Annotated in this window: 19 protein-coding genes; 12 read left to right on the forward strand and 7 right to left on the reverse strand. The window is 39.4% G+C overall.

The annotated features are described in order from the left end of the window. Positions 1–48 precede the first annotated feature (48 nt). From hisA to VHE99_05290, 4 genes are all read left to right on the forward strand, one after another. The gene (gene hisA, locus VHE99_05275; protein ID HVV68429.1) at positions 49–792 is read left to right on the forward strand and encodes a 1-(5-phosphoribosyl)-5-[(5-phosphoribosylamino)methylideneamino]imidazole-4-carboxamide isomerase; all 744 of its coding nucleotides are present in this window, start codon (positions 49–51) and stop codon (positions 790–792) included. Continuing rightward, positions 782–1,549 carry an imidazole glycerol phosphate synthase subunit HisF gene (hisF, locus tag VHE99_05280; GenBank protein HVV68430.1) on the forward strand — a complete coding sequence of 256 codons (768 nt, stop codon included), beginning with the start codon at positions 782–784 and terminating at the stop codon, positions 1,547–1,549. Before hisA ends, hisF begins: the two co-directional genes overlap by 11 nt. Then, positions 1,546–2,148: a bifunctional phosphoribosyl-AMP cyclohydrolase/phosphoribosyl-ATP diphosphatase HisIE gene (gene hisIE, locus VHE99_05285; GenBank protein ID HVV68431.1), complete on the forward strand. Its 603-nt coding sequence runs from the start codon at positions 1,546–1,548 to the stop codon at positions 2,146–2,148. Before hisF ends, hisIE begins: the two co-directional genes overlap by 4 nt. A gap of 99 nt (positions 2,149–2,247) precedes the next feature. Next, positions 2,248–2,619 carry a rhodanese-like domain-containing protein gene (locus VHE99_05290; protein HVV68432.1) on the forward strand — a complete coding sequence of 124 codons (372 nt, stop codon included), beginning with the start codon at positions 2,248–2,250 and terminating at the stop codon, positions 2,617–2,619. Between the two features lie 17 nt (positions 2,620–2,636). Here VHE99_05290 and VHE99_05295 read toward each other — a convergent pair whose 3' ends face one another. Continuing rightward, positions 2,637–2,981, reverse strand: a complete 345-nt coding sequence (locus VHE99_05295; protein HVV68433.1) for a helix-turn-helix transcriptional regulator — start codon at positions 2,979–2,981, stop codon at positions 2,637–2,639. A 213-nt stretch (positions 2,982–3,194) separates the two neighbouring features. Between VHE99_05295 and VHE99_05300 the strand changes: the two genes are divergently transcribed. Further along, positions 3,195–4,367 carry a DUF1343 domain-containing protein gene (locus VHE99_05300; GenBank protein ID HVV68434.1) on the forward strand — a complete coding sequence of 391 codons (1,173 nt, stop codon included), beginning with the start codon at positions 3,195–3,197 and terminating at the stop codon, positions 4,365–4,367. Positions 4,368–4,381: 14 nt separating this feature from the next. Then, on the forward strand, positions 4,382–5,317 hold the full coding sequence (locus tag VHE99_05305) for a sugar phosphate nucleotidyltransferase (protein ID HVV68435.1): 936 nt from the start codon (positions 4,382–4,384) through the stop codon (positions 5,315–5,317). Here the strand turns inward: VHE99_05305 and VHE99_05310 are convergent. Next, positions 5,314–6,891, reverse strand: coding sequence for a methyltransferase domain-containing protein (locus VHE99_05310; GenBank protein ID HVV68436.1), 1,578 nt, complete (start codon positions 6,889–6,891; stop codon positions 5,314–5,316). The two genes, VHE99_05305 and VHE99_05310, sit on opposite strands and share 4 nt — an antisense overlap. A 509-nt stretch (positions 6,892–7,400) precedes the next feature. Between VHE99_05310 and VHE99_05315 the strand changes: the two genes are divergently transcribed. After that, positions 7,401–9,164, forward strand: a complete 1,764-nt coding sequence (locus VHE99_05315; GenBank protein HVV68437.1) for an ABC transporter ATP-binding protein — start codon at positions 7,401–7,403, stop codon at positions 9,162–9,164. 42 nt (positions 9,165–9,206) lie between these two features. On the opposite strand, the gene VHE99_05320 is transcribed toward VHE99_05315, so the two are convergent. Together VHE99_05320 and tam are read right to left on the reverse strand one after the other, a co-directional pair. Next, positions 9,207–10,436 carry an MFS transporter gene (locus VHE99_05320; protein ID HVV68438.1) on the reverse strand — a complete coding sequence of 410 codons (1,230 nt, stop codon included), beginning with the start codon at positions 10,434–10,436 and terminating at the stop codon, positions 9,207–9,209. A gap of 71 nt (positions 10,437–10,507) precedes the next feature. Further along, positions 10,508–11,275 (reverse strand): trans-aconitate 2-methyltransferase, encoded by a 768-nt coding sequence (tam, locus tag VHE99_05325; protein HVV68439.1) that lies wholly within the window; start codon positions 11,273–11,275, stop codon positions 10,508–10,510. Positions 11,276–11,407: 132 nt separating this feature from the next. Between tam and VHE99_05330 the strand changes: the two genes are divergently transcribed. Continuing rightward, positions 11,408–11,872 carry a copper chaperone PCu(A)C gene (locus VHE99_05330; GenBank protein ID HVV68440.1) on the forward strand — a complete coding sequence of 155 codons (465 nt, stop codon included), beginning with the start codon at positions 11,408–11,410 and terminating at the stop codon, positions 11,870–11,872. Between the two features lie 11 nt (positions 11,873–11,883). Further along, positions 11,884–12,648, forward strand: a complete 765-nt coding sequence (locus VHE99_05335; protein HVV68441.1) for a helix-turn-helix transcriptional regulator — start codon at positions 11,884–11,886, stop codon at positions 12,646–12,648. A gap of 61 nt (positions 12,649–12,709) precedes the next feature. Here VHE99_05335 and VHE99_05340 read toward each other — a convergent pair whose 3' ends face one another. Further along, entirely contained in the window at positions 12,710–13,489 is a 780-nt protein-coding gene (locus VHE99_05340; protein HVV68442.1) for a DUF4239 domain-containing protein, read from the reverse strand. A gap of 215 nt (positions 13,490–13,704) precedes the next feature. Between VHE99_05340 and VHE99_05345 the strand changes: the two genes are divergently transcribed. The 3 genes from VHE99_05345 (at position 13,705) to VHE99_05355 (ending at position 16,074) form a co-directional block, all read left to right on the forward strand. Next, entirely contained in the window at positions 13,705–14,451 is a 747-nt protein-coding gene (locus VHE99_05345; protein ID HVV68443.1) for a glucose 1-dehydrogenase, read from the forward strand. A gap of 143 nt (positions 14,452–14,594) precedes the next feature. Beyond that, the gene (locus VHE99_05350; GenBank protein HVV68444.1) at positions 14,595–15,587 is read left to right on the forward strand and encodes a hypothetical protein; all 993 of its coding nucleotides are present in this window, start codon (positions 14,595–14,597) and stop codon (positions 15,585–15,587) included. A gap of 142 nt (positions 15,588–15,729) precedes the next feature. After that, positions 15,730–16,074: a DUF488 domain-containing protein gene (locus VHE99_05355; protein HVV68445.1), complete on the forward strand. Its 345-nt coding sequence runs from the start codon at positions 15,730–15,732 to the stop codon at positions 16,072–16,074. 103 nt (positions 16,075–16,177) lie between these two features. Here the strand turns inward: VHE99_05355 and VHE99_05360 are convergent, their stop codons facing one another. Both VHE99_05360 and VHE99_05365 read right to left on the reverse strand, forming a co-directional pair. Next, positions 16,178–16,741 (reverse strand): sugar O-acetyltransferase, encoded by a 564-nt coding sequence (locus VHE99_05360; protein HVV68446.1) that lies wholly within the window; start codon positions 16,739–16,741, stop codon positions 16,178–16,180. Between the two features lie 351 nt (positions 16,742–17,092). Continuing rightward, positions 17,093–19,201, reverse strand: a complete 2,109-nt coding sequence (locus VHE99_05365; GenBank protein ID HVV68447.1) for a hypothetical protein — start codon at positions 19,199–19,201, stop codon at positions 17,093–17,095. Positions 19,202–19,250: the final 49 nt, after the last annotated feature.

Raw genomic sequence — 19,250 nt, forward strand, 5'->3', positions numbered from 1 at the left:
AGATCCTTCGCTATCGCTCAGGATGACAGTCAAGGGAAATAAACCTCAATGAAACTATACCCAGCAATCGATTTAAAATCAGGAACCTGTGTCCGCCTTTACAAAGGCTCTTTTGACCATGTCACTGCTTATCAAGCATCCCCCTTATCTGTCGCTGAAAATTTTGCCAGTGAAGGCGCAGATTTTCTTCACATCATTGATCTAGATGGCGCTCAAGAAGGCACCTCCAAACATACATCGTTAGTCTTAGATATTATTGAGAAAACTAGATTGAGCATACAATTAGGTGGCGGCATTCGCAGCTATGCACAATTATCCCAATGGTTACACAATGGCGTCACTCGCGTTATTTTAGGTAGCATCGCTCTGTCCGAACCCGAGAAAGTGAACATGTGGCTGCGTGAATTTGGCGCTGAACGCATTGTATTAGCGCTAGATATTAGAATGAATAGCGCCAATGAACCCATATTGGCATCACACGGTTGGCAACAAAATAGCGGCATGAGTTTATGGCATTTACTTGACCTATATCAGGACAGCCCATTAAAACATGTACTTTGCACGGATATTGATTGCGATGGCACGTTGGCCGGGCCCAATATTTCCCTCTATCAACAATGTAGCCAACGCTACCCAAACCTTGATTTTCAAGCCTCAGGTGGGGTCAGCTCCTTAGCCGATCTACGCACATTAGCACAAATGCAAGTTTCCGGTGTCATTGTCGGCAAAGCACTTTACGAGCGGAAATTTTCTTTAAGTGAAGCATTAATTGAGCTCAGCCATGTTAGCTAAACGTATTATTCCGTGCCTTGATGTAAAAAATGGCAAAGTTGTTAAAGGTATCCAGTTTCGTAATCATCAAATCATGGGTGATATTGTGGAATTGGCACAATATTATTGTCAGTCTGGCGCCGATGAATTGGTGTTCTATGATATTACTGCCAGTGCCGATCAACGTGCTGTTGGGCGTGACTGGATTCGTGAGATTGCCCAACATTTAGATATTCCTTTTTGTGTTGCCGGCGGTATCCGCAGTCTTGAAGAAGCTGAAGCGGTACTAAATGCCGGTGCGGATAAAATCTCTGTTAATAGTCCGGCATTGGAAAACCCTGATTTGATAAACCAATTAGTCAAGGTATTTGGGCAGCAATGTATTGTGATTGGCATCGACAGTCTAAAAATCGACGACCGCTATAAAGTCTGCCAATACACCGGTAGTGAGTCTAAAACGCTGACCACAGTGCGTTATACGGAAGATTGGATCTGTGAGGTGCAAGAGCGCGGTGCCGGCGAAATCGTGCTGAACTGCATGAATCAAGATGGTATGCGTCAAGGTTATGATATAGAACAATTAACCCAGATGCGTGCTATTACTAAAACTCCCTTAATCGCATCCGGCGGGGCAGGCAATATGCAGCATTTTTTAAGCGTATTTCAAGAAGCACAGGTTGATGGCGCATTGGCGGCCAGTGTCTTTCACACCAAAGCCATAGCAATTCCTGAGTTAAAACAGTTTCTTTTAAACCATCATGTTGAGATCAGGCTATGATAAATTTTGCCCCAGATGATTTGGCTTGGGATAAAATGCAAGGTTTACTGCCAGCTATTGTGCAAGATGTGCATTCAGGTTCAGTACTGATGTTAGGTTATATGAACCGTGCGGCTTTACAACGTACTTTGGATACAAAATGGGTGACATTTTTCAGTCGCTCTAAAAATGCCTTGTGGCTAAAAGGTGAAACCTCGGGCAACAAGTTGCAATTAGTCAGCATAACCACCGATTGCGATCAAGATACATTGCTGATACTGGCTAACCCCACTGGGCCAGTTTGTCATACTGGATCATTAAGCTGTTTTGGCGAACAGCAAACAGATTGGGAATTTCTTAAACAGCTAGAAGCAACTATTGCTGCGCGTCAGCAGCAACGCCCAGAAAACAGTTATACCGCTCAATTATTTGCCGCAGGTATAAAAAGAATGGCACAGAAAGTCGGGGAGGAGGGCGTAGAAGTGGCTATTGCTGCATTGGCTGAAGAGGATAGCAAGTTCTGCGAAGAAGGCGCTGATTTATTATTCCATCTATTGGTTTTATTACGTGCGAGAAATTTAAATTTGGCTGCCGTTATTGCTGCTCTGCGGACTAGATAATTCTAGATCGGCATCTCTTGCTGACATAAATTGACTTTATCCCGCTTTGCCTGCAAAGTAAATGCCTAGTTTAGCTAACAAATTTCACAGGAGTTCTTTATGAAACATGGTATTAAATTCATCGCTTTGGCAGATGATGCTAGAACGCGTATCTCTGAAACCAATGTACAAGAAGTCAAAAAACTCCTAGATGAAAATGCCGCATTCTATCTAGTAGATGTGCGTGAAGAATCCGAATGGAATAATGGACATCTCCCCGGAGCTATTCATTTAAGCAAAGGCATTATTGAACGGGATATAGAGGCACGCATCCCTGATGTAGAGGCTAAGATTGTCCTTTATTGCGGCGGTGGTTACCGTTCTGCATTAGCGGCTGATAACTTACAAAAGATGGGTTATAAAAACGTAATTTCTATGGATGGTGGTTTTAGAGGCTGGAAAGAAGCAGGGCTAGAACTAGAGATGGACTAGAAGGTATACGAAAGAGCTCAATTTGCCTCACTCTCTTTTCTACACCCAACAGTCGCCAGTGCATTTTCAACTTTATTAAGCATACGAGCTGTTACTGAACTCTGACGTTCCAATTTGCTGATATAAGCCTGGGATACCCCTAAACAATTTGCTAAATGTTCCTGAGTAATCCCAGCTTTGATACGTGCTAGAGCTACTGGGTTATTGGAATAATCTTCCGATTCAAAACATACATATCCATTTTGATTCTTTAATTGTTGCAGTTGTGCATTAATTTCCGCTCGCAAAGTATAGTAAATACTCACAGGTAGTAGGGCATATTCATCTTTGCCAGACATTGATTTAATAATTTGTAAATCCATTTTATTTCCCCATAAATTTAATCTTTACTAAAGATACTCCATAACCGCTACAAGGCTACCATTGACCTACCCATAAACAATGGTAAGATTCTCTTAGTATACATGGATGATTATAGGTTATATTTAGTTATAATACCAATCGTCTGCATCTATTAGATGTATTTTTTAGGATATTTTGACGGGCAACTGCCCATCTCCATAAGGAATATAACCATGACCACCTTAACCGGATTAGATCTGTTTGAACGAGAATGGCCTTCGAGCTTTAACGCGGCAAGAGTAGGCCTATTGGTACATCCTTCTTCCGTAAATAAAAATCTTACCTATGCTGTAGACCTATTTTTGCAATCTAAAAAATTTAAAGTGACTGCATTATTTGGCCCCCAACATGGTATACGCGGTGAAACACAAGATAATATGATTGAATGGGAAGGCTTCCAAGATCAAAAAACTGCATTGCCGGTATTTAGCTTATACGGAAAAGCTCGCAAACCTACCCCGGAAATGTTAAAAAATGTCGATGTTTTGGTAATTGATCTTCAAGATGTAGGGGCTCGCTACTACACTTTTATCTGGACTATGGCGCTTTGTATGGAAGCCTGCGCTGAACTTAACAAGTCCATACTCATTTTAGACCGACCTAATCCCATCAATGGGCGTGATATTGAAGGGCAGATTTTAGATCCGCATTACAGCTCTTTCGTGGGGCTGCGTCCACTGCCGATACGCCATGGGATGACAGTAGGGGAAATAGCAAGCTACTTAAAAGAAACCTTTTATCCCAAACTAGATTTAAAGGTAATCCCTATGCAGGGTTGGAAGCGTGATATGGCATTTGATGAGACAAAATTGCCCTGGGTCATGCCATCACCTAATATGCCGACACTGGATACGGCTTTTGTTTATCCAGGTATGTGTCTATTTGAAGGCACACAGCTAAGTGAAGCGCGTGGCACCACGCGACCATTTGAGATTTTCGGTGCCCCCTTCATCGACCCGGATAAATTAGTAAAGCAGCTAGATGCCTTTAAATTACCCGGTGTGAAATTTAGACCAAGCTATTTTTTACCTACATTCCAAAAACATGCAAATACTGTGTGTGCCGGTGCACAAATTTATGTCACAGATAGAGCTCAGTATAAATCCGTACAAACAGCGATAGTGATATTAAAAGTGATTCACGACTTGTATCCTTCCCAGTTTGCTTGGAAAAATCCACCTTATGAATATGAGGAGGAAAAAATGCCCATTGATATACTCGCCGGGAATGATGAATTAAGAACGACTATAGAACAAGGAAAGGACATTTCACAGCTGGAAACCAGCTGGCAAAATGAATGCGAGAATTTTAATAACCAGGTCAGGAAGAAATTTTTAATCTATTAAGATGTGTTGTATCTATGAATATATTTATACCTGCTGCGGGATTTGGTTCGCGCTTATCCCCCATTACCTCCCGTATACCTAAACCTTTACTGCCTATTGTTGGCAAACCCTTGCTAGGATTATCGCTGGAAAAACTCAACCGCCTTAAACCTAATCAAATAGGTATAAATCTTCACTATCTGCGCGAAGCCTTAACCCAATGGGTTGCGCATTCGCCGTTGCGCAATAAAATACAGCTATTTCCAGAAGAAACGATTTTAGGTTCTGGTGGCGCACTGAACAATGCCTATTCTTTATTGTGCCAAGATCACTTTCTGGTTTATAACAGTGATGTGCTATGTGATCTAGATTTAGAATGGTTAATGCAACAACATTTGAATTCTGAAAACCTAGTCACACTCACCACCTGTCAGCACCCTAAATTTCCTCATGTTAAAGCGAATGTTGCTATTAATTCTGAAGGTTTTTTTCAAGGCGTTGACAAAAAGCTTATTCCTTACGCTAAAGTAGCACAATACGTGGCTTATACCAGTATCGCGATGTATTCCCCTGAGTTTTTACAATTTTTACCTGCAGGAAAATCCAGTGTGCTAGATGCCTGGTTGACAGTAGCCGCCAAAGGTTATCGCATCGGCACCGTAGATATCAGCGCTTATGACTGGAATGATATAGGCACTCCTGCCGCCTATTTCTCAGCTGCTATGACTAATTTAAAAAGTACTGGTAAATCGGTTTATATCCATCCTTCTGCCAATGTCAATCGCACTGCGGTCATAGAAGGAGAGGTGATTATTGAAAGATATGCGGTAGTCGAGTCGGGGGTCAGTATTAAAAACTGCTTACTGCTACCTGGTGCTGAGTTAATAAAAAACCGGCGCTATGAAAATAGTATCATAGGGCCCGGTTATGAGCTGCCAATGCTGTCATCCTTCGCTTGCGCTCAGGACTAAGAAACCAACGGTCGATTAAGATAGCGCGAAAATTTAGAGAAGCGCACTAAAAATTTATTATACAGAAAAATATTTATTAATTTTTGCTGCAAAGTATTTTTTCTTGATTCTTGACTTAGCTTCTTAATAACTACTTTTTCAAAATATTTAAGCTTCATTTCCCTTTTTGCTATCAATCCTTCAATTTCATTTAACCAAGGTCTTAAAGAATTATTCAGTTCAGCTGAAATGATTTTCTGCTCACCCTCGTGAAATAGCTTTAAAAACAGGCTAAAACTCCATTGTTGCGGGTGTGTTGATAATATTCCCTGAATTAAATTTAAATAAATATCAGGATAATTTTCTGCCTTTAAGAACATAGGGCTCAAATTCCTGATCGTGACTATTTTTCTGTGAGTTACTTCATAGATAAATACTAAAAATGCTAGAAAAATATTTTTAGGCACCATCACATTACGTGCTGCATCTTCAATAGCGCCAAAATCAATGAGCCGTACCGAACCCTGGGTAGAAATCAGCACATTCCAAACGCGTAAATCATTATGATAAAGACCATGCGCTTCCAAGGCGGCCAATTGTTCCAGAATGTCACCAATAATCACATTAGGGTCATAATCCAGTCCCTTGATTATCATGGTGCTTAATAAAATCCCAGGTATTTTTTCACGCAACACCCAACCGCTGTCTTCATGCATTTCAAAACCCAACAAGCGCGGCAATACATGAGTCACCGAAAATCCACTTTGCAAAAATTTTATTTCACCTACAAGTTCTTCACGGTTGCTCTCTGCTTCATCACCTGAGAGTTGAAAATTTTTAAGCATCGTATTAGTGGTAAAATAATAACGTCGTGAGTCTTTATGTGCATCATTCGTAAATTCATGTGAAGTATTAGTCCATGAATCAAAATGCGTTAGCTCTTCATTAATATACCAATAATGATTGCTGCAAAAATAGATAGGACGCTGAATTTTTGACAGGTGGGTATGATGGTGTGATATTTGCTGAAAATAAGCAAATTGATCCAATAATTCATAGGGCTGGTCCGGTAGGGAAGTAGCCCATTTTTCAGGCTCTTCTCTAAGAGCGGTTTCGATAAGACAGGCTGCCGTTCTTTGTGCTAAAAGGCCAATGAAATTTCGAGTAGTCTCAAATCCGATGTGATGACACAGATGATGAAAAACGCTAAGTCCTATGATTAAATCAAACTCTTTAATGGGCAAAGCGTCAATTCCGGCTACACAGTCAGCAACTACAAAAGTCGCAGGCAAGGACAAGACTTTAGATAACTCTGTGCAAAGCTCCACATTTTGCGGAACTATATCAATACCATATACCTCATCACCAACAGCTGCCAGGTTAAAACAGAAGAAACCCTGAGCGCATCCTATATCTAAAATCCGCAATGGACGCTGCAACTCAGAACGCAATTTATCAGCAACACTCTGTACGATCCACCATCTATCATAACAGCTGCGCGATGAATTCCCATCAAATTCATTAAAACCATAAATTGGTTGATAGATTTCTGGCAAATTACCAATTAGATATTTTATCTGTGAGTTCGATTCCATGGATTTTGCTCCTAAAATGTAACAGTCATATGAAAGAGGAAAGCAAGTTTCCCCTGAAACAGTGAGGAAGTTTTTACAAATCTTCTTGGATTGCCATGCTCTTAAAAAGAAGATGAACCATCCCTTTAGATTACAATGGTTTATTGTATGATATAAGTTTTCTTTAAGGAAATTAAAATTACAGTTTTTAGCTATCTTTAAATTTTTAATCGGTATGTAATCCTATGACTTATTAAAATGTCACAATATTTTCAAATTTAATGTAACTTTAATTAGGAGTTGCAATGCTTTCTTTTCGTGTTCATCCTAGTAAAAGCAAAGGATAACCCTATGAAAGTGCCATTGAGCATTGCTAAAATCCACATACCGCTGTATAATAAAAACTCATTTTTAACCCTCTCTAGGACGATTCAAATGATATTGCTTGGTTAAATCGCTCTCAGTAAGACCGGTCAATTCATTGCTATTTGGCTGGAATTTTATACATCGATTTTTTACCAGGTCATATTATGAATCTGCCTACATCAAATTTTGCCTTTATTTTTTACTTCGTCCGTCAACAATGGTTGCGGTTTCTAGCCTTATTCGCCATATCAATGGTTTGGGCGGTTAACGATGCGATGTTGCCTTATTTCTTGAAACGGATAGTCAATACTCTGCACGACTACACCGGCCCTCCACAAGGTGTCTATTTGGCAGTCAAGGGCATATTAATTATCTTACTGATATTCTGGATCGTGACAGAAATATTAAATCGCATTCAAGGTATTAACCAAATTTATACTTTCCCACGTTTTCGCGCTAACATTCGCGCCTCGGTATTTAATTACGTAAAATCACATTCTCATGAATATTTTTCCAACCAATTTGCCGGAAATCTCGCCAAAAAGCTGGCTGACTTACCGCACAGCTGTCAAAACATTATGGAGATTATTTCCTTTCAATTTATTACAGCAACTGTAGGCATCAGCATGGTGTTGACCATGATGTGGCTTACCAAACCACTGTTTGCTGTGATTCTATTAATTTGGCTCAGTTTTCATTTGGGATTAACCATCCTTATTTTACGTCGCGCTAACGTACTATATGAAACCCATGCTGAATCCGTTTCCGTATTAAGCGGAAAAATTGTCGACATATTTACGAATATTTTAAATGTGCGTCTATTCGCGCGTAGTCGATATGAATCCGAATATTTGCAACAATTCCAACAAGATGAAATCACTAAAGCCAGAAAAGCCATGTGGCTAATTGAGTTAATGCGTATGGGTCTTGGAATAAATGGATTATTCCTCATATTCGGTATGATTTTTACTTTACTCTACGGCTGGGCGCACGGTTGGGTAACGCTGGGCGATTTTACTCAAGTGAGTATGCAGTCATTCTGGTTATTAGGTTTGATTTGGTTCGTCAGTTTTCAAATGACTGTGTTTGTGCGGGAGACCGGCACCATTAGCGATGCATTGAGTTTAATTAAAAAAAGCCACGATCTATCGGACACTGAAAATGCCCATCCTATTGCCATTCCTTGCGGTCAAATCATTTTTAATCAGGTCACTTTTGGTTACAAAAGAAATCGTCCGATATTTCAAAATTTGAATCTTGTCATTCAACCTGGAGAGAAAATTGGTTTAGTTGGATTTTCCGGCTCAGGAAAGTCTACTCTGGTGAATCTCATCTTGCGTTTCTACGACTTACAATCTGGTCAGATTTTAATTGATGGTCAAGATATCGCTAAAGTCAGTCAAGAATCTTTACGCGCTCAAATCGCCATGATTCCACAAGATCCCGCATTGTTTCATCGCAGCTTAATGGAAAATATCCGCTACGGCCGTTTGGATGCAACAGACGAAGAAGTCTTTAAAGCCTCAGAGCTGGCACACTGCCATGAGTTCATTGAAAAATTGGATTGTGACTATGAGTCTCTAGTCGGAGAACGCGGCATTAAATTATCCGGTGGTCAACGACAACGCATTGCCATCGCTCGCGCCATCTTAAAAAATGCGCCGATTCTAATTTTAGACGAGGCAACTTCTTCACTGGATTCAGTTACAGAAAAGCTGATTCAAGAAAGCCTGGAGCATTTAATGCAGGGTAGAACTACGATTGTAATTGCACACCGTTTATCTACATTAGCTGATATGGATAGAATTTTAGTCTTTCATAAAGGAGAAATCGTCGAACAGGGTACAATTGCAAACTTACTGAATGTAAATGGCCACTTTGCGAAATTATGGCATATGCAATCCGAAGGATTTTTGCCAGAGAGTTGAGCATCACATTCTCTCCTTTCTTATCGAGAAGGATATCGACAATCATAAAGAACGCTGCTGCTGTTTAACCCAAATCGAAAAACACACCAACGCGCTTATGCTAGAACATCCTGAAATATAAACCACAATTTCTTGATGCACCGCCATCAACCCACCCATTATCGGTGGCCCAATTAATATAGACAACGACAATAAAGATTGCGCCACACCAATGACTTTCCCTTGAATATTTTTAGCCACCACACCACCAAAAATAGAATTATAATGCGCCCATACCAATACACAGGTAAAACCTACCAAAGCATAAGGAATAAATAATCCACCCGGATGCCTTGGCAGCAAAAATAAAAAGAAAGCTATACAAAGAATGCTCAAGCACAATAATACAATTTGATTAGAACTATAATGTTCACTCAGTTTACGATTAATCACTAAAGAACTCAGTGCCGAACACAAAGACCCCATAGCAAATAAAACTCCTAACCAAGCACTACTTACCTGAAACTTTCGCACCGCAAAAATGGGTAATCCCGCAAAAATAGTTTCTGTACTTAGCACAAATAAAAAATAAGAAAGCAATAGTAATGGCAGAGGTTGAATAGTAAAGCACTCAAAAATATTCTTAAATCCGGTAAAAAGATTAAATGGACGCCTTTCATAATGCCCCCTATCCTGATAGCCACGTATCAGCATAAAAATATTCACTGCAAAAGCAATACTCATAAATAAAAATGGCGTTGCTTTACTCGGCCATGGTAATCCATGTATTGCTGACAAGCCAGCGCCTACCACAGGACCTAGCACAGCGCCAATAGAACAGGCACCGGCCAGATACCCTAATTGCAAACCACGTTGCTTTTCATCTCGATTACTATGCGTCACTGCAGCAAAAATCACAGAACCATTCCCTGAGGCAAATCCAGTTCCAAAACGGCACAAAAACAATAGCACTAAATTATTCATAAAAAGGCTAAGCACGCCCAAAATATTAGCACCCACCAGACAAGCGACACCCCAAATAATTACTTTCTTGCGCCCCAGCTGGTCTGATAATTCTCCTAAAACCGGCCCACCCCATAGCTGCCCAAAACCATAACTGGCAATCAATAACCCAATTAAGGTCGTGCGCAAGCCAATGGGTGCTTGAGTAGGCAGCATAGGACTGTGAGGATCAAGTAATAGGGGAGCAAAGATAGGAATCACCATGAACAACCCGATAAAATCAAGTAATAGCGTCACGGTCATTGCGGGTAATGCTGAATTTTTTGACATGACTATTTCCCTGTCACAACCTTTCCATAGGAAGCGCAATGGCTCCCCCCCTTTTCAAAGGGGGAGGGTAGTTACAAATAAGCGATCACAAAAAGCCTAAGGAAAGGAAAAAGCACCTGACCATTGGCTTGCCGTGGATAGGCTTTAGCAATCAACTGCAAATAACCCTGCAAAAATGAGTCTTGCTTATCCTCAGGTAAAAGATCGAGAAATGGCCGCAACCCTGAGCCTTTATACCACTCAACAATCGCCTCTGGACCTGACATGGCGTGGAAGTATTCGCTACGCCACAGCTCAATATGAGACGCATGAGGTGATAGAACATCATAATAAAATGCAGGTGGGTGTACGTACCATTCCCTGATGGGTTGATGGAAATGTTTACGCCAATGTTTGGAAGCAGCCAAATCCCGCATCAACTGATGAGCTGTTGCATTGATATTAGCCGGCACTTGAAAGGCCAGCGCACCCCCTGGTTTAACCTGCTGCAGCAGATGCGGTAGAACCCGTTCATGCTCTGAGACCCACTGTAGTGCCGCATTAGAAAAGACTATATCGTAAGTTTCAAGCGGAGTCCAACTGGCAATATCTGCCTGCAACCATTGTCCCTTGGGATATAGTTTGCGCGCCTCCATAATCATCTGCTCTGAACTATCCAAGCCGGTAATAACCGCATTCGGCCAGCATTCCATTAAAACTTGGGTACTATTGCCCGGACCACAGCCCAGATCAATGATTTTTTGTGGATCTTCAATTTGAACTGAACGCGCTAGATCTTGGCAAGGGCGGGTCCGTTGATTAAAAAATTTTAGATATTGCTTGGGATTCCAGCTTGGCATATATACACTCTTTTATGGGTAATTAAAAAACCTGTGGGGTGACATACGCGCTCCCAAGGTGATGATTTGATTTACCGCTATCCAAGGATGTGGCAAAATCAATCAAACAAAAACCAACTTAAGGACAAACATATGTTAAAAAAAATATTTTTCACGGCGTTTATTTTATTCAGTTCTACCTGGGTAGCAGCTCAAACCCCATTGGCAACTAATGATGCAAGCAACCATGAAATTGCCGCTAATGTAGTCAGCATTAAAACCCCAGAAGTGAATGCAACTATGCCAACGCAACATGGCGCCCAAGTATACATGGAATTGGATAACAAGGGAGCAATAGCACATCAACTCATTGCTGCCTATAGCCCAGTTGCTAAACTGATTCAACTGCATCAGACTTTTCAAAAAGAGGGTACAAGCTTTATGCAACAAGTACCAGTAATCAATATCAAACCAAGTCAAGAACAAGATCTCAAACAAGGCGGTTTTCATGTCATGCTAATGGGGTTAAACCAATCTTTAAAAAAAGGGCACAAAATACCCTTAGTATTGCTATTTGAAGATGGTAGTTATCTCAATTTAAATATAACAATTATCTAAAGAAAAATGTTATGGCCGAGAAAAATATTCCCGACGATGAATTATATATTCTCCGTCACAAAAATGGCATTATGCTGATTGATGATAAAGAAATACAACAGTATAAAAATCTATCTAAAATGCCAGATAAACTTTATACAGTATCCGATTTATTCAAATACCCATTTTCTATTTATTTTTTAAATCAAAAGAGTCAGTTATCAAACTCTAATCCTGTCAATTTAGAATTTATACAAGCAGATTCATTAAAGCAGGTTTATGGAAAAAGCGCTTTTGATATTTTTAAAGAGGAATCCACCTTACAACTGATTAAAAATGACACAAAAGTAATGCAAGCACAGAAAAAACTTTTTTTTGATGAACAACTGCCTGATAAACAGGGTTCCTATTTTAATGGTATTACCATCAAATTACCCTGGTATAGTCAAAAAAATGCAATCCTTGGTGTATTAGGATTAACCATTTTTTGGGGTCAGGGCTCTCCAGCAAGCTCTTTCTCATTAATTGATGAATTGGAATTTTTAAATGATAAAAATGGCATTACCGGCAGCTTACCTGGTGCGCAATTAGGGAATAACTACCTCACCCAACGAGAGCTTGAAATACTGCAACATATTATTGAAGGAAGGCCTGCAAGAACAATTGCAGAAATTCTGGTTATCTCAAGACGCACCGTTGAAACCCATATAGAACATATCAAAAATAAAATTGGCGTAACCAGCAAACCCGAATTGATAGAAAAGGCGTTAGATTTTTATCGATCTTCTTCTTCCTGAATTTTGCTCTCATCCTTCTCTTGTGCTCATGATGACAGCAAAACTCAAGATGACAATACAATTACGACTCCTTAGCCATTTGCTCCAACCGACCCAATGTATCTTTATAAATTCTCGTGCTTATACCGAATTTGCTAGCAAAAGGATTGCTCAATATAAAGATAATCATTAAGAGGGAAGTGATCGTGTAAATTAATGCTCCGGTTAAAACCATCTGCGCCCAAAGACGATCCATGCCAAAAAAATAAGAAATACCAACGACTACAAATCCCAGCATAACCAGTAACATTAATGGATTTTCTAGTTTAGGTTGTGTAGCAATAAAAATTCTTAAGCGTCGATTTTCCCGCAATTTTGCTAAATGCTCTAAAGAGTTAGAATAAATAACCTGTTCTTTGGGTGATTGCACATCCATGTTCAAGTAAATTCTCTGTAATTTCTCAAGAATCTCTGCAACTTGTGGTTCTTCTTGGTGCCTAATCATTTTCGGCCATTCTTTGGTAATAATAGCGTCTGTGTATTCAATGAGCGTTTGTTGAATACTATTCCGAACTTCTGGTGAAAATCCCGGCGCCAGCTGCGCTAAAGTCAACAAATCAGTGGTTTCTATTTTAGCTTCCCTGTAACTTTCCCCAACCTCATTGAGTACCATAGAAAATGTAAACGCCAATACCACGGCATAAATTACGCCAATTTGCAAAAAAATAGGGAATGCCACTTCATGATGAGAAGTTAGAAAATGTAAAGCGACCCAATTTCTGATGACTGCCACTAAGGCTGAACCTATAATAGCCGCTAGAAGCGCAACACTGATAACGGGATACTGTGAAAAAAAATTCATCAATGAATACCTGAAGCTCCATAATTAGAAGCTCTATATATCATAAATATATAAAGAAAAGCTACTCTTAGCATAAACGTCTCCCGGCAGGAGGCCGGGATCCAGGTCGCAGGAAAGCGAAACTGTGATGTCCCTATCAACTGGATTTCGGCTTCCTGCCGGGACAATGTGCGAGTAGTTACATTGAATCAACATCAACTAGAGGTTTAATCCAAATGAAATTAAAAAATAAAATTGCTTTAATTACTGGTGGCTCCAGCGGAATCGGGCTAGCTATTGCACAATTATTTTTGCAAGAAGGTGCCAAGGTAGTTATCACAGGAAGCAACAGAGTAAAACTAGAAAAAGCCAAAGAGCAATTAAAGGGTGATGTTTTTGCTGTACAGAGTGATATTGCTGATTTAAATGAGATTCATGATTTATACCAGCAAATCCATAAGCATTTTAATGCTAATCTTGATATCCTCGTTGCGAATGCGGGTATTGTTAAAATCGCTCCGGTTGAAAAAGTTACAGAAGAACTCTTTGACAAAGTCATGTCAGTCAATTTAAAAGGTACCTATTTTACCGTGCAAAAATCCTTACCCTATTTAAACAGTCCGGCATCAATTATTTTAATTTCTTCTATTGCTGCTAAATCCGGCATGGAAAATTTTTCAGTCTATTGTGCTTCAAAAGCAGCAATTATTTCTTTATCGCAAACATTTGCAGCTGAATTAACCTCTAAAAATATTCGGGTAAATTCCATATCACCCGGTGTGATACGCACACCAATTTTTGAACAGGTCGACGCAACGGAACAAGATTTGCAAGAATGGTCAAAATTAATACCCTTAAAGAGGGTGGCTGAACCTAGTGAGGTTGCAAGTATAGCATTATATCTTGCATCAGATGACTCATCTTATGTAACAGCAACAGACTTTACTATAGATGGAGGGTTAACAGGGATTTCATTATTTTAATGTTAAAGACACTTCTAGAACGCGAGACTTTCGTTTAAGACGAGGCGCATTATATTTTAAAATCTAATCCAATGCCGCATGAATGAAAAGAACAATTTCTAGAGGTGCCCTTAAGCCAGTTGCACTATTAGGCAATGCATAATATGGCAAAATTTTTCGGTTTTAGCAGTATGAAAAAAATTAAATTATTTCCCAAAATCATACGGGTTCTTCTGGCATCAATCTATATGCTAAATGCCTATGCTTTGCCAAAAGGCAATTCTGCTTGGCTTTATGGAAAAGAGCAAAGCTGGATTAATCAAATTCAACGTTTCAATGACAAAGCTGTCCTATCGCATCGATTCAATTATTTATTTCCAGAAGCAGGGGTAGTGCACGTTGACTCTAAGCACAATCAGTTATTAATCACCTATGACTTTAACACTACCAAATTTTACAAATCGAGACTGAAAAATGTAAAGATATTACCCAACTTAAGTTTTTGGGTGGCAAACACTAATTTTAAACATTGGTCTAATATACAATATAAAAAAGCAGCTGATTCAATAGCTAGCATTGTAAATAATGATCCCAATGCTGATGGGGTATTTCTTGATTTAGAATCTTATAGCGCTACATTACTACCATTCTATCAAGAATTCGCTAAACAACTTCGCAACAAGAAAAAAATTATTTCCGTGATTGTAAGACCTGGCGAGGAAGATTCCGCCTGGTTTCAAACATTAGGGCAGAATGCTTTTGTGGTGCTATATGGTTATGATTTACACGAGCCTAATGATTCTGCATTACCTGTATCTCCTGAGGTATATCAACGACGCTTAAAAACGGCCATCACAAATTTAATGCAAGTTGCTAAGGTTACCCATACTCAGGTCATGGGTGGCATCCCTTTAGTAGCAACAACTTATGAATGGGAGCAAAAAATAGATAAGAATAATCCTTCGCTCAATCTTAAAAACTTATATCATCAAATTGATTATTTTAAAGTCGCCTTGCAGGAATACACACAGATACAATCACCGCTTTATCTTGGCCTTTCCGTGTGGGCATTTGTCTCTGATTTCAGTTCACAAAAATATTTTCCATTGACCATTTCATCGAAAGAATGGCAATTGCTCTCTAAATACGCTGAATAAAATTAAGATTTGAATTACTCGTTTATGGTGCTGTCCAACTCCAATTATTAATATATTGGAATGCAATCCATGAAATTGATAACTCAAGATTATGGTATAATTGTTACTTTGTAAGTATTCGCAATTAAGGAGAGAATTATCAATGACTCTGAAAATTAAAAGGATTTATGAAAAATTTCAAGAATCAGATGGATTTCGAATTCTCATAGATAGGCTTTGGCCGCGGGGCATCAAAAAAGAAAATGCCCATATCGATTTATGGCTAAAAGAAATCGCCCCTAGTGACGCTTTGCGCAAATGGTTCAATCATGACCCGCAAAAATGGCCTGAGTTTCAAAAACGCTATGCAAAAGAATTAAAAAGCAAAGGGGAGGTGATTGCTATTATTTACCAAGAAGAACAAAAACACACGGTTACTTTATTATATGGCTCTAAAGAAACTGAACATAACAACGCGATTGCATTAAAAAAATTTTTAGAAGGGTAGTGCGTAGAATGAAATTAAAGCTTTTGATATTTGGGACGCTGCTCTCAATTTTAAATACTGGTTTTGGGAATTGTAGTGCTATTGCAGAAGATATGCACTAAGCTCAACGATCAAGCGAGCGAATGACCTTGGCTGGCACACCCGCAACCAAAGTGTTTGCAGGAACATCTTTCGTAACAACAGCACCAGCTGCAACAACAGAATTTTCCCCCACCGTAACACCACCCAATATAGTGGCAGCAGTGGCAATCCAAACATTCCTTTTAATGATAATGGATTTGGCTTCAACATAAGCGCGGCGTTCAGCGGGATCTACCGGGTGACCTGCGGTGATAATGTTAACATTGGGACCAATCATGACTAAATCTTCAATATCAACTCCGCCCATATCATAAATGGTACAGCACTGATTAATGAATACTTTATGTCCAACCCTGATCTCAAGACCACCTGCTGTATAGAAAGGAGGAATAAGCCTAAAAGTCTCATCGACCGGTTGACCAATTAATTCGCTGAATATGGCTCTCACTTTTGCAGCATCATCAAATGACAGCTTATTCAACTCTGTAGTTAACCGCATAGCTCGCATGACCGCATTCGCAGTCACGTCCCATTCTGGACTCTGAGTGTTCACGCGTTTGGTTAAGATAGATTTCTTGACACTCATTTGAACTTGCTCCAACATGTAATGATAATTCATAACCTAAAAGAAATGCATTATGCCTTATGCTACCTACTAGTTATGGACTAACCCAACCTACAAATTTACCACATGGTAATGATTTTCTCAGAACTGGAAATCAGTAGGTTACATTGAAAAATTAGCTCCCCATTTTCATCTTATTTTAATCGATTATTTAGGTTATGGCCAAAGCGAATAAACTAGCAAAACAATATTTTCCTAAGTTTCCACGAGAAATTATTTTAACTACTGAGCAGCCTTTTATCCAAGCCATTCATGAAATGCTAATTTTCAGATGGATGCCCGAGACGAAGTAAATTTCGCGCCAGCGACTAATTAAGGATAATATTCCACTACACCATCACTGGTTGCTGCATAAAGCCTGTTGTTCATTAAAAGCAAGTCATTTGCGTAAACAAAGTTCCAACTACTGTAGCCTAAAGGTAACCAATTTTTTCCATCATATTGCAAGACACCGCCGATAGGGTAGTAATCACCATAGTCCTCACTGCGTGTATTATTTAGCCAGGCTGAATATAACGTCCCATTCACTTTTAATAATCTTGTGCTAACACCATCTTGAGTCTCTTTGCTCCAACTCTTAGCGCCTACCGGCATCCATTGTTGACCAGCATATTGCAACACACCGCCTACAGGTGGTTCTGCATAACGGCAATAACTCTTTTTATCAGGAAAATGTGCAATGATAGCAGAAGGCGAAGAACAGTTTGCCCAACCCGCATAGAGAACGTCATGGTCTTGCAGTAGGGAATTAGCTGAATTATGGTGAGTAACTTTATTCCAGCTATCTATTGCAACCGGCATGGGAATTGAATCTTCTGTAAATACCACCCTTTTTGAGTTTGTCGAAGGCCTGGTTGCATCTTTTGGAATTAACTGTAAACCATAGCGGTTTGAATAATATGTGGGCGGCGCAATAGGAGCATAGCTAGGACGCCAACCCCAAGAAGTATCATAATGGCCTTCAATGACTAAATCATGCTGCCACCAAGCATATAAACCACCATTTGTATCAGGCGCCAAGGCGGTTGCTTCTATTCCATTCCAATTCGTATTTGCAGGTAACCATTGATTAGCTTTTCGATCATAAATAAGAATAGCGCGATCGGTGCTGGCGTATAAGCGACCATTGTGCGCAAGTAAGACATATAAAACTACAGGATTTTCACTATAGGTATTACTGTTGTGCCCAAATGCATTAAAATAGGTGCAGGGTGAATCAAGTTTGCTCCAATGCTTTCCGTCATAACGAAATAAATTACAGTCATTGAGCCCATCATTGGTGCCGACATATAAATCATTCACATCAACAAGAAACTTAGATTGTATATAACCGGTAAGTCCGTTTTTTGCATCACCCAATAATTGCCAATGCTCATTTTTATATTGCAGTATACCCACATTTGCTGCGGCATATAAATTTCCTGCTGCATCTTGGTAAACACCAAAAGCACTTAAAAATCTTTGTTTGAACCATTCCTTTTTACCGATTATTTCCCATTGATTACCATCAAATTGTGCGACCCCCTTATCTGTTGCTGCATAAAGCCTAGAGTCATTCTTATCTTGGATAATAGCCAGTGCATTTCCTAAATGCTGCTCCTGCCAACTATCACCGCCTAAGGGCGTTGCATTTTCACCCTCCAACTTGATAACACCACCGATAGAAGTAGCGATATAGAGCACATTATCAGGTGTTACTAACATCTTGTTGATGCCGCCAAATTTATCTCTATCAAGCCAAGGAATATTTTTTAACGCTACCCAACTTATGCCATCATATTTCTGCATTCCTGAACAATCAGAATAAGCATAAAGATAATCCTTCCCTACAGCTAGCTTATCTACATTGCAATTAACTGGAAAATTATTACCAACCACGCTCCAATGCTGACCATCACTACTGCGCAGCACATGACCACTCGCTGCATATAACAAGCTAGCATTTCCATGCTGCTTTTGAGTAAAATCTCTTGTTCCCCTTATTTCTAAAGAGTTTTCTCCCCCAAATTTAACCCAGTTACCATGGGGAACACTTTCTAAAACAATCGTATAACTATCTTGCTGTTTTTGGTTATTTGGAGCTAATGCAGTGACAATCAATGTGACTAAGAAGTCTTTCACCTGATGAAGATTAGTAAAGCTAGGTTTATACTGCAAGATAAAATAACAAGTTTGATTGGGTAATAACGTGTCACCACAATTACCAGGAATGATAGTTGTGCCATTCACAGCATTCATGATATTCAGTTTCAGGTTTTTTAATATATCAACGCCTGAATTTTCTAAAAAAATTTTTCCTTCACTCAGTATTTTGGCGTCTTGAAAAACACGTAACTTTGCTGATGATTCGCTTGTTATGAGTATTTCTGCGTTAGCTTGTAAGACGAAGGTGAATAACATAATTATAAATAAACATCGCATATATGTTCTCTTAGGCTTTAATAAGTTAATCAATAAGTATACCCAAATA

Source organism: Gammaproteobacteria bacterium (assembly GCA_035546635.1).
GTDB lineage: Bacteria > Pseudomonadota > Gammaproteobacteria > JAURND01 > JAURND01 > DASZWJ01.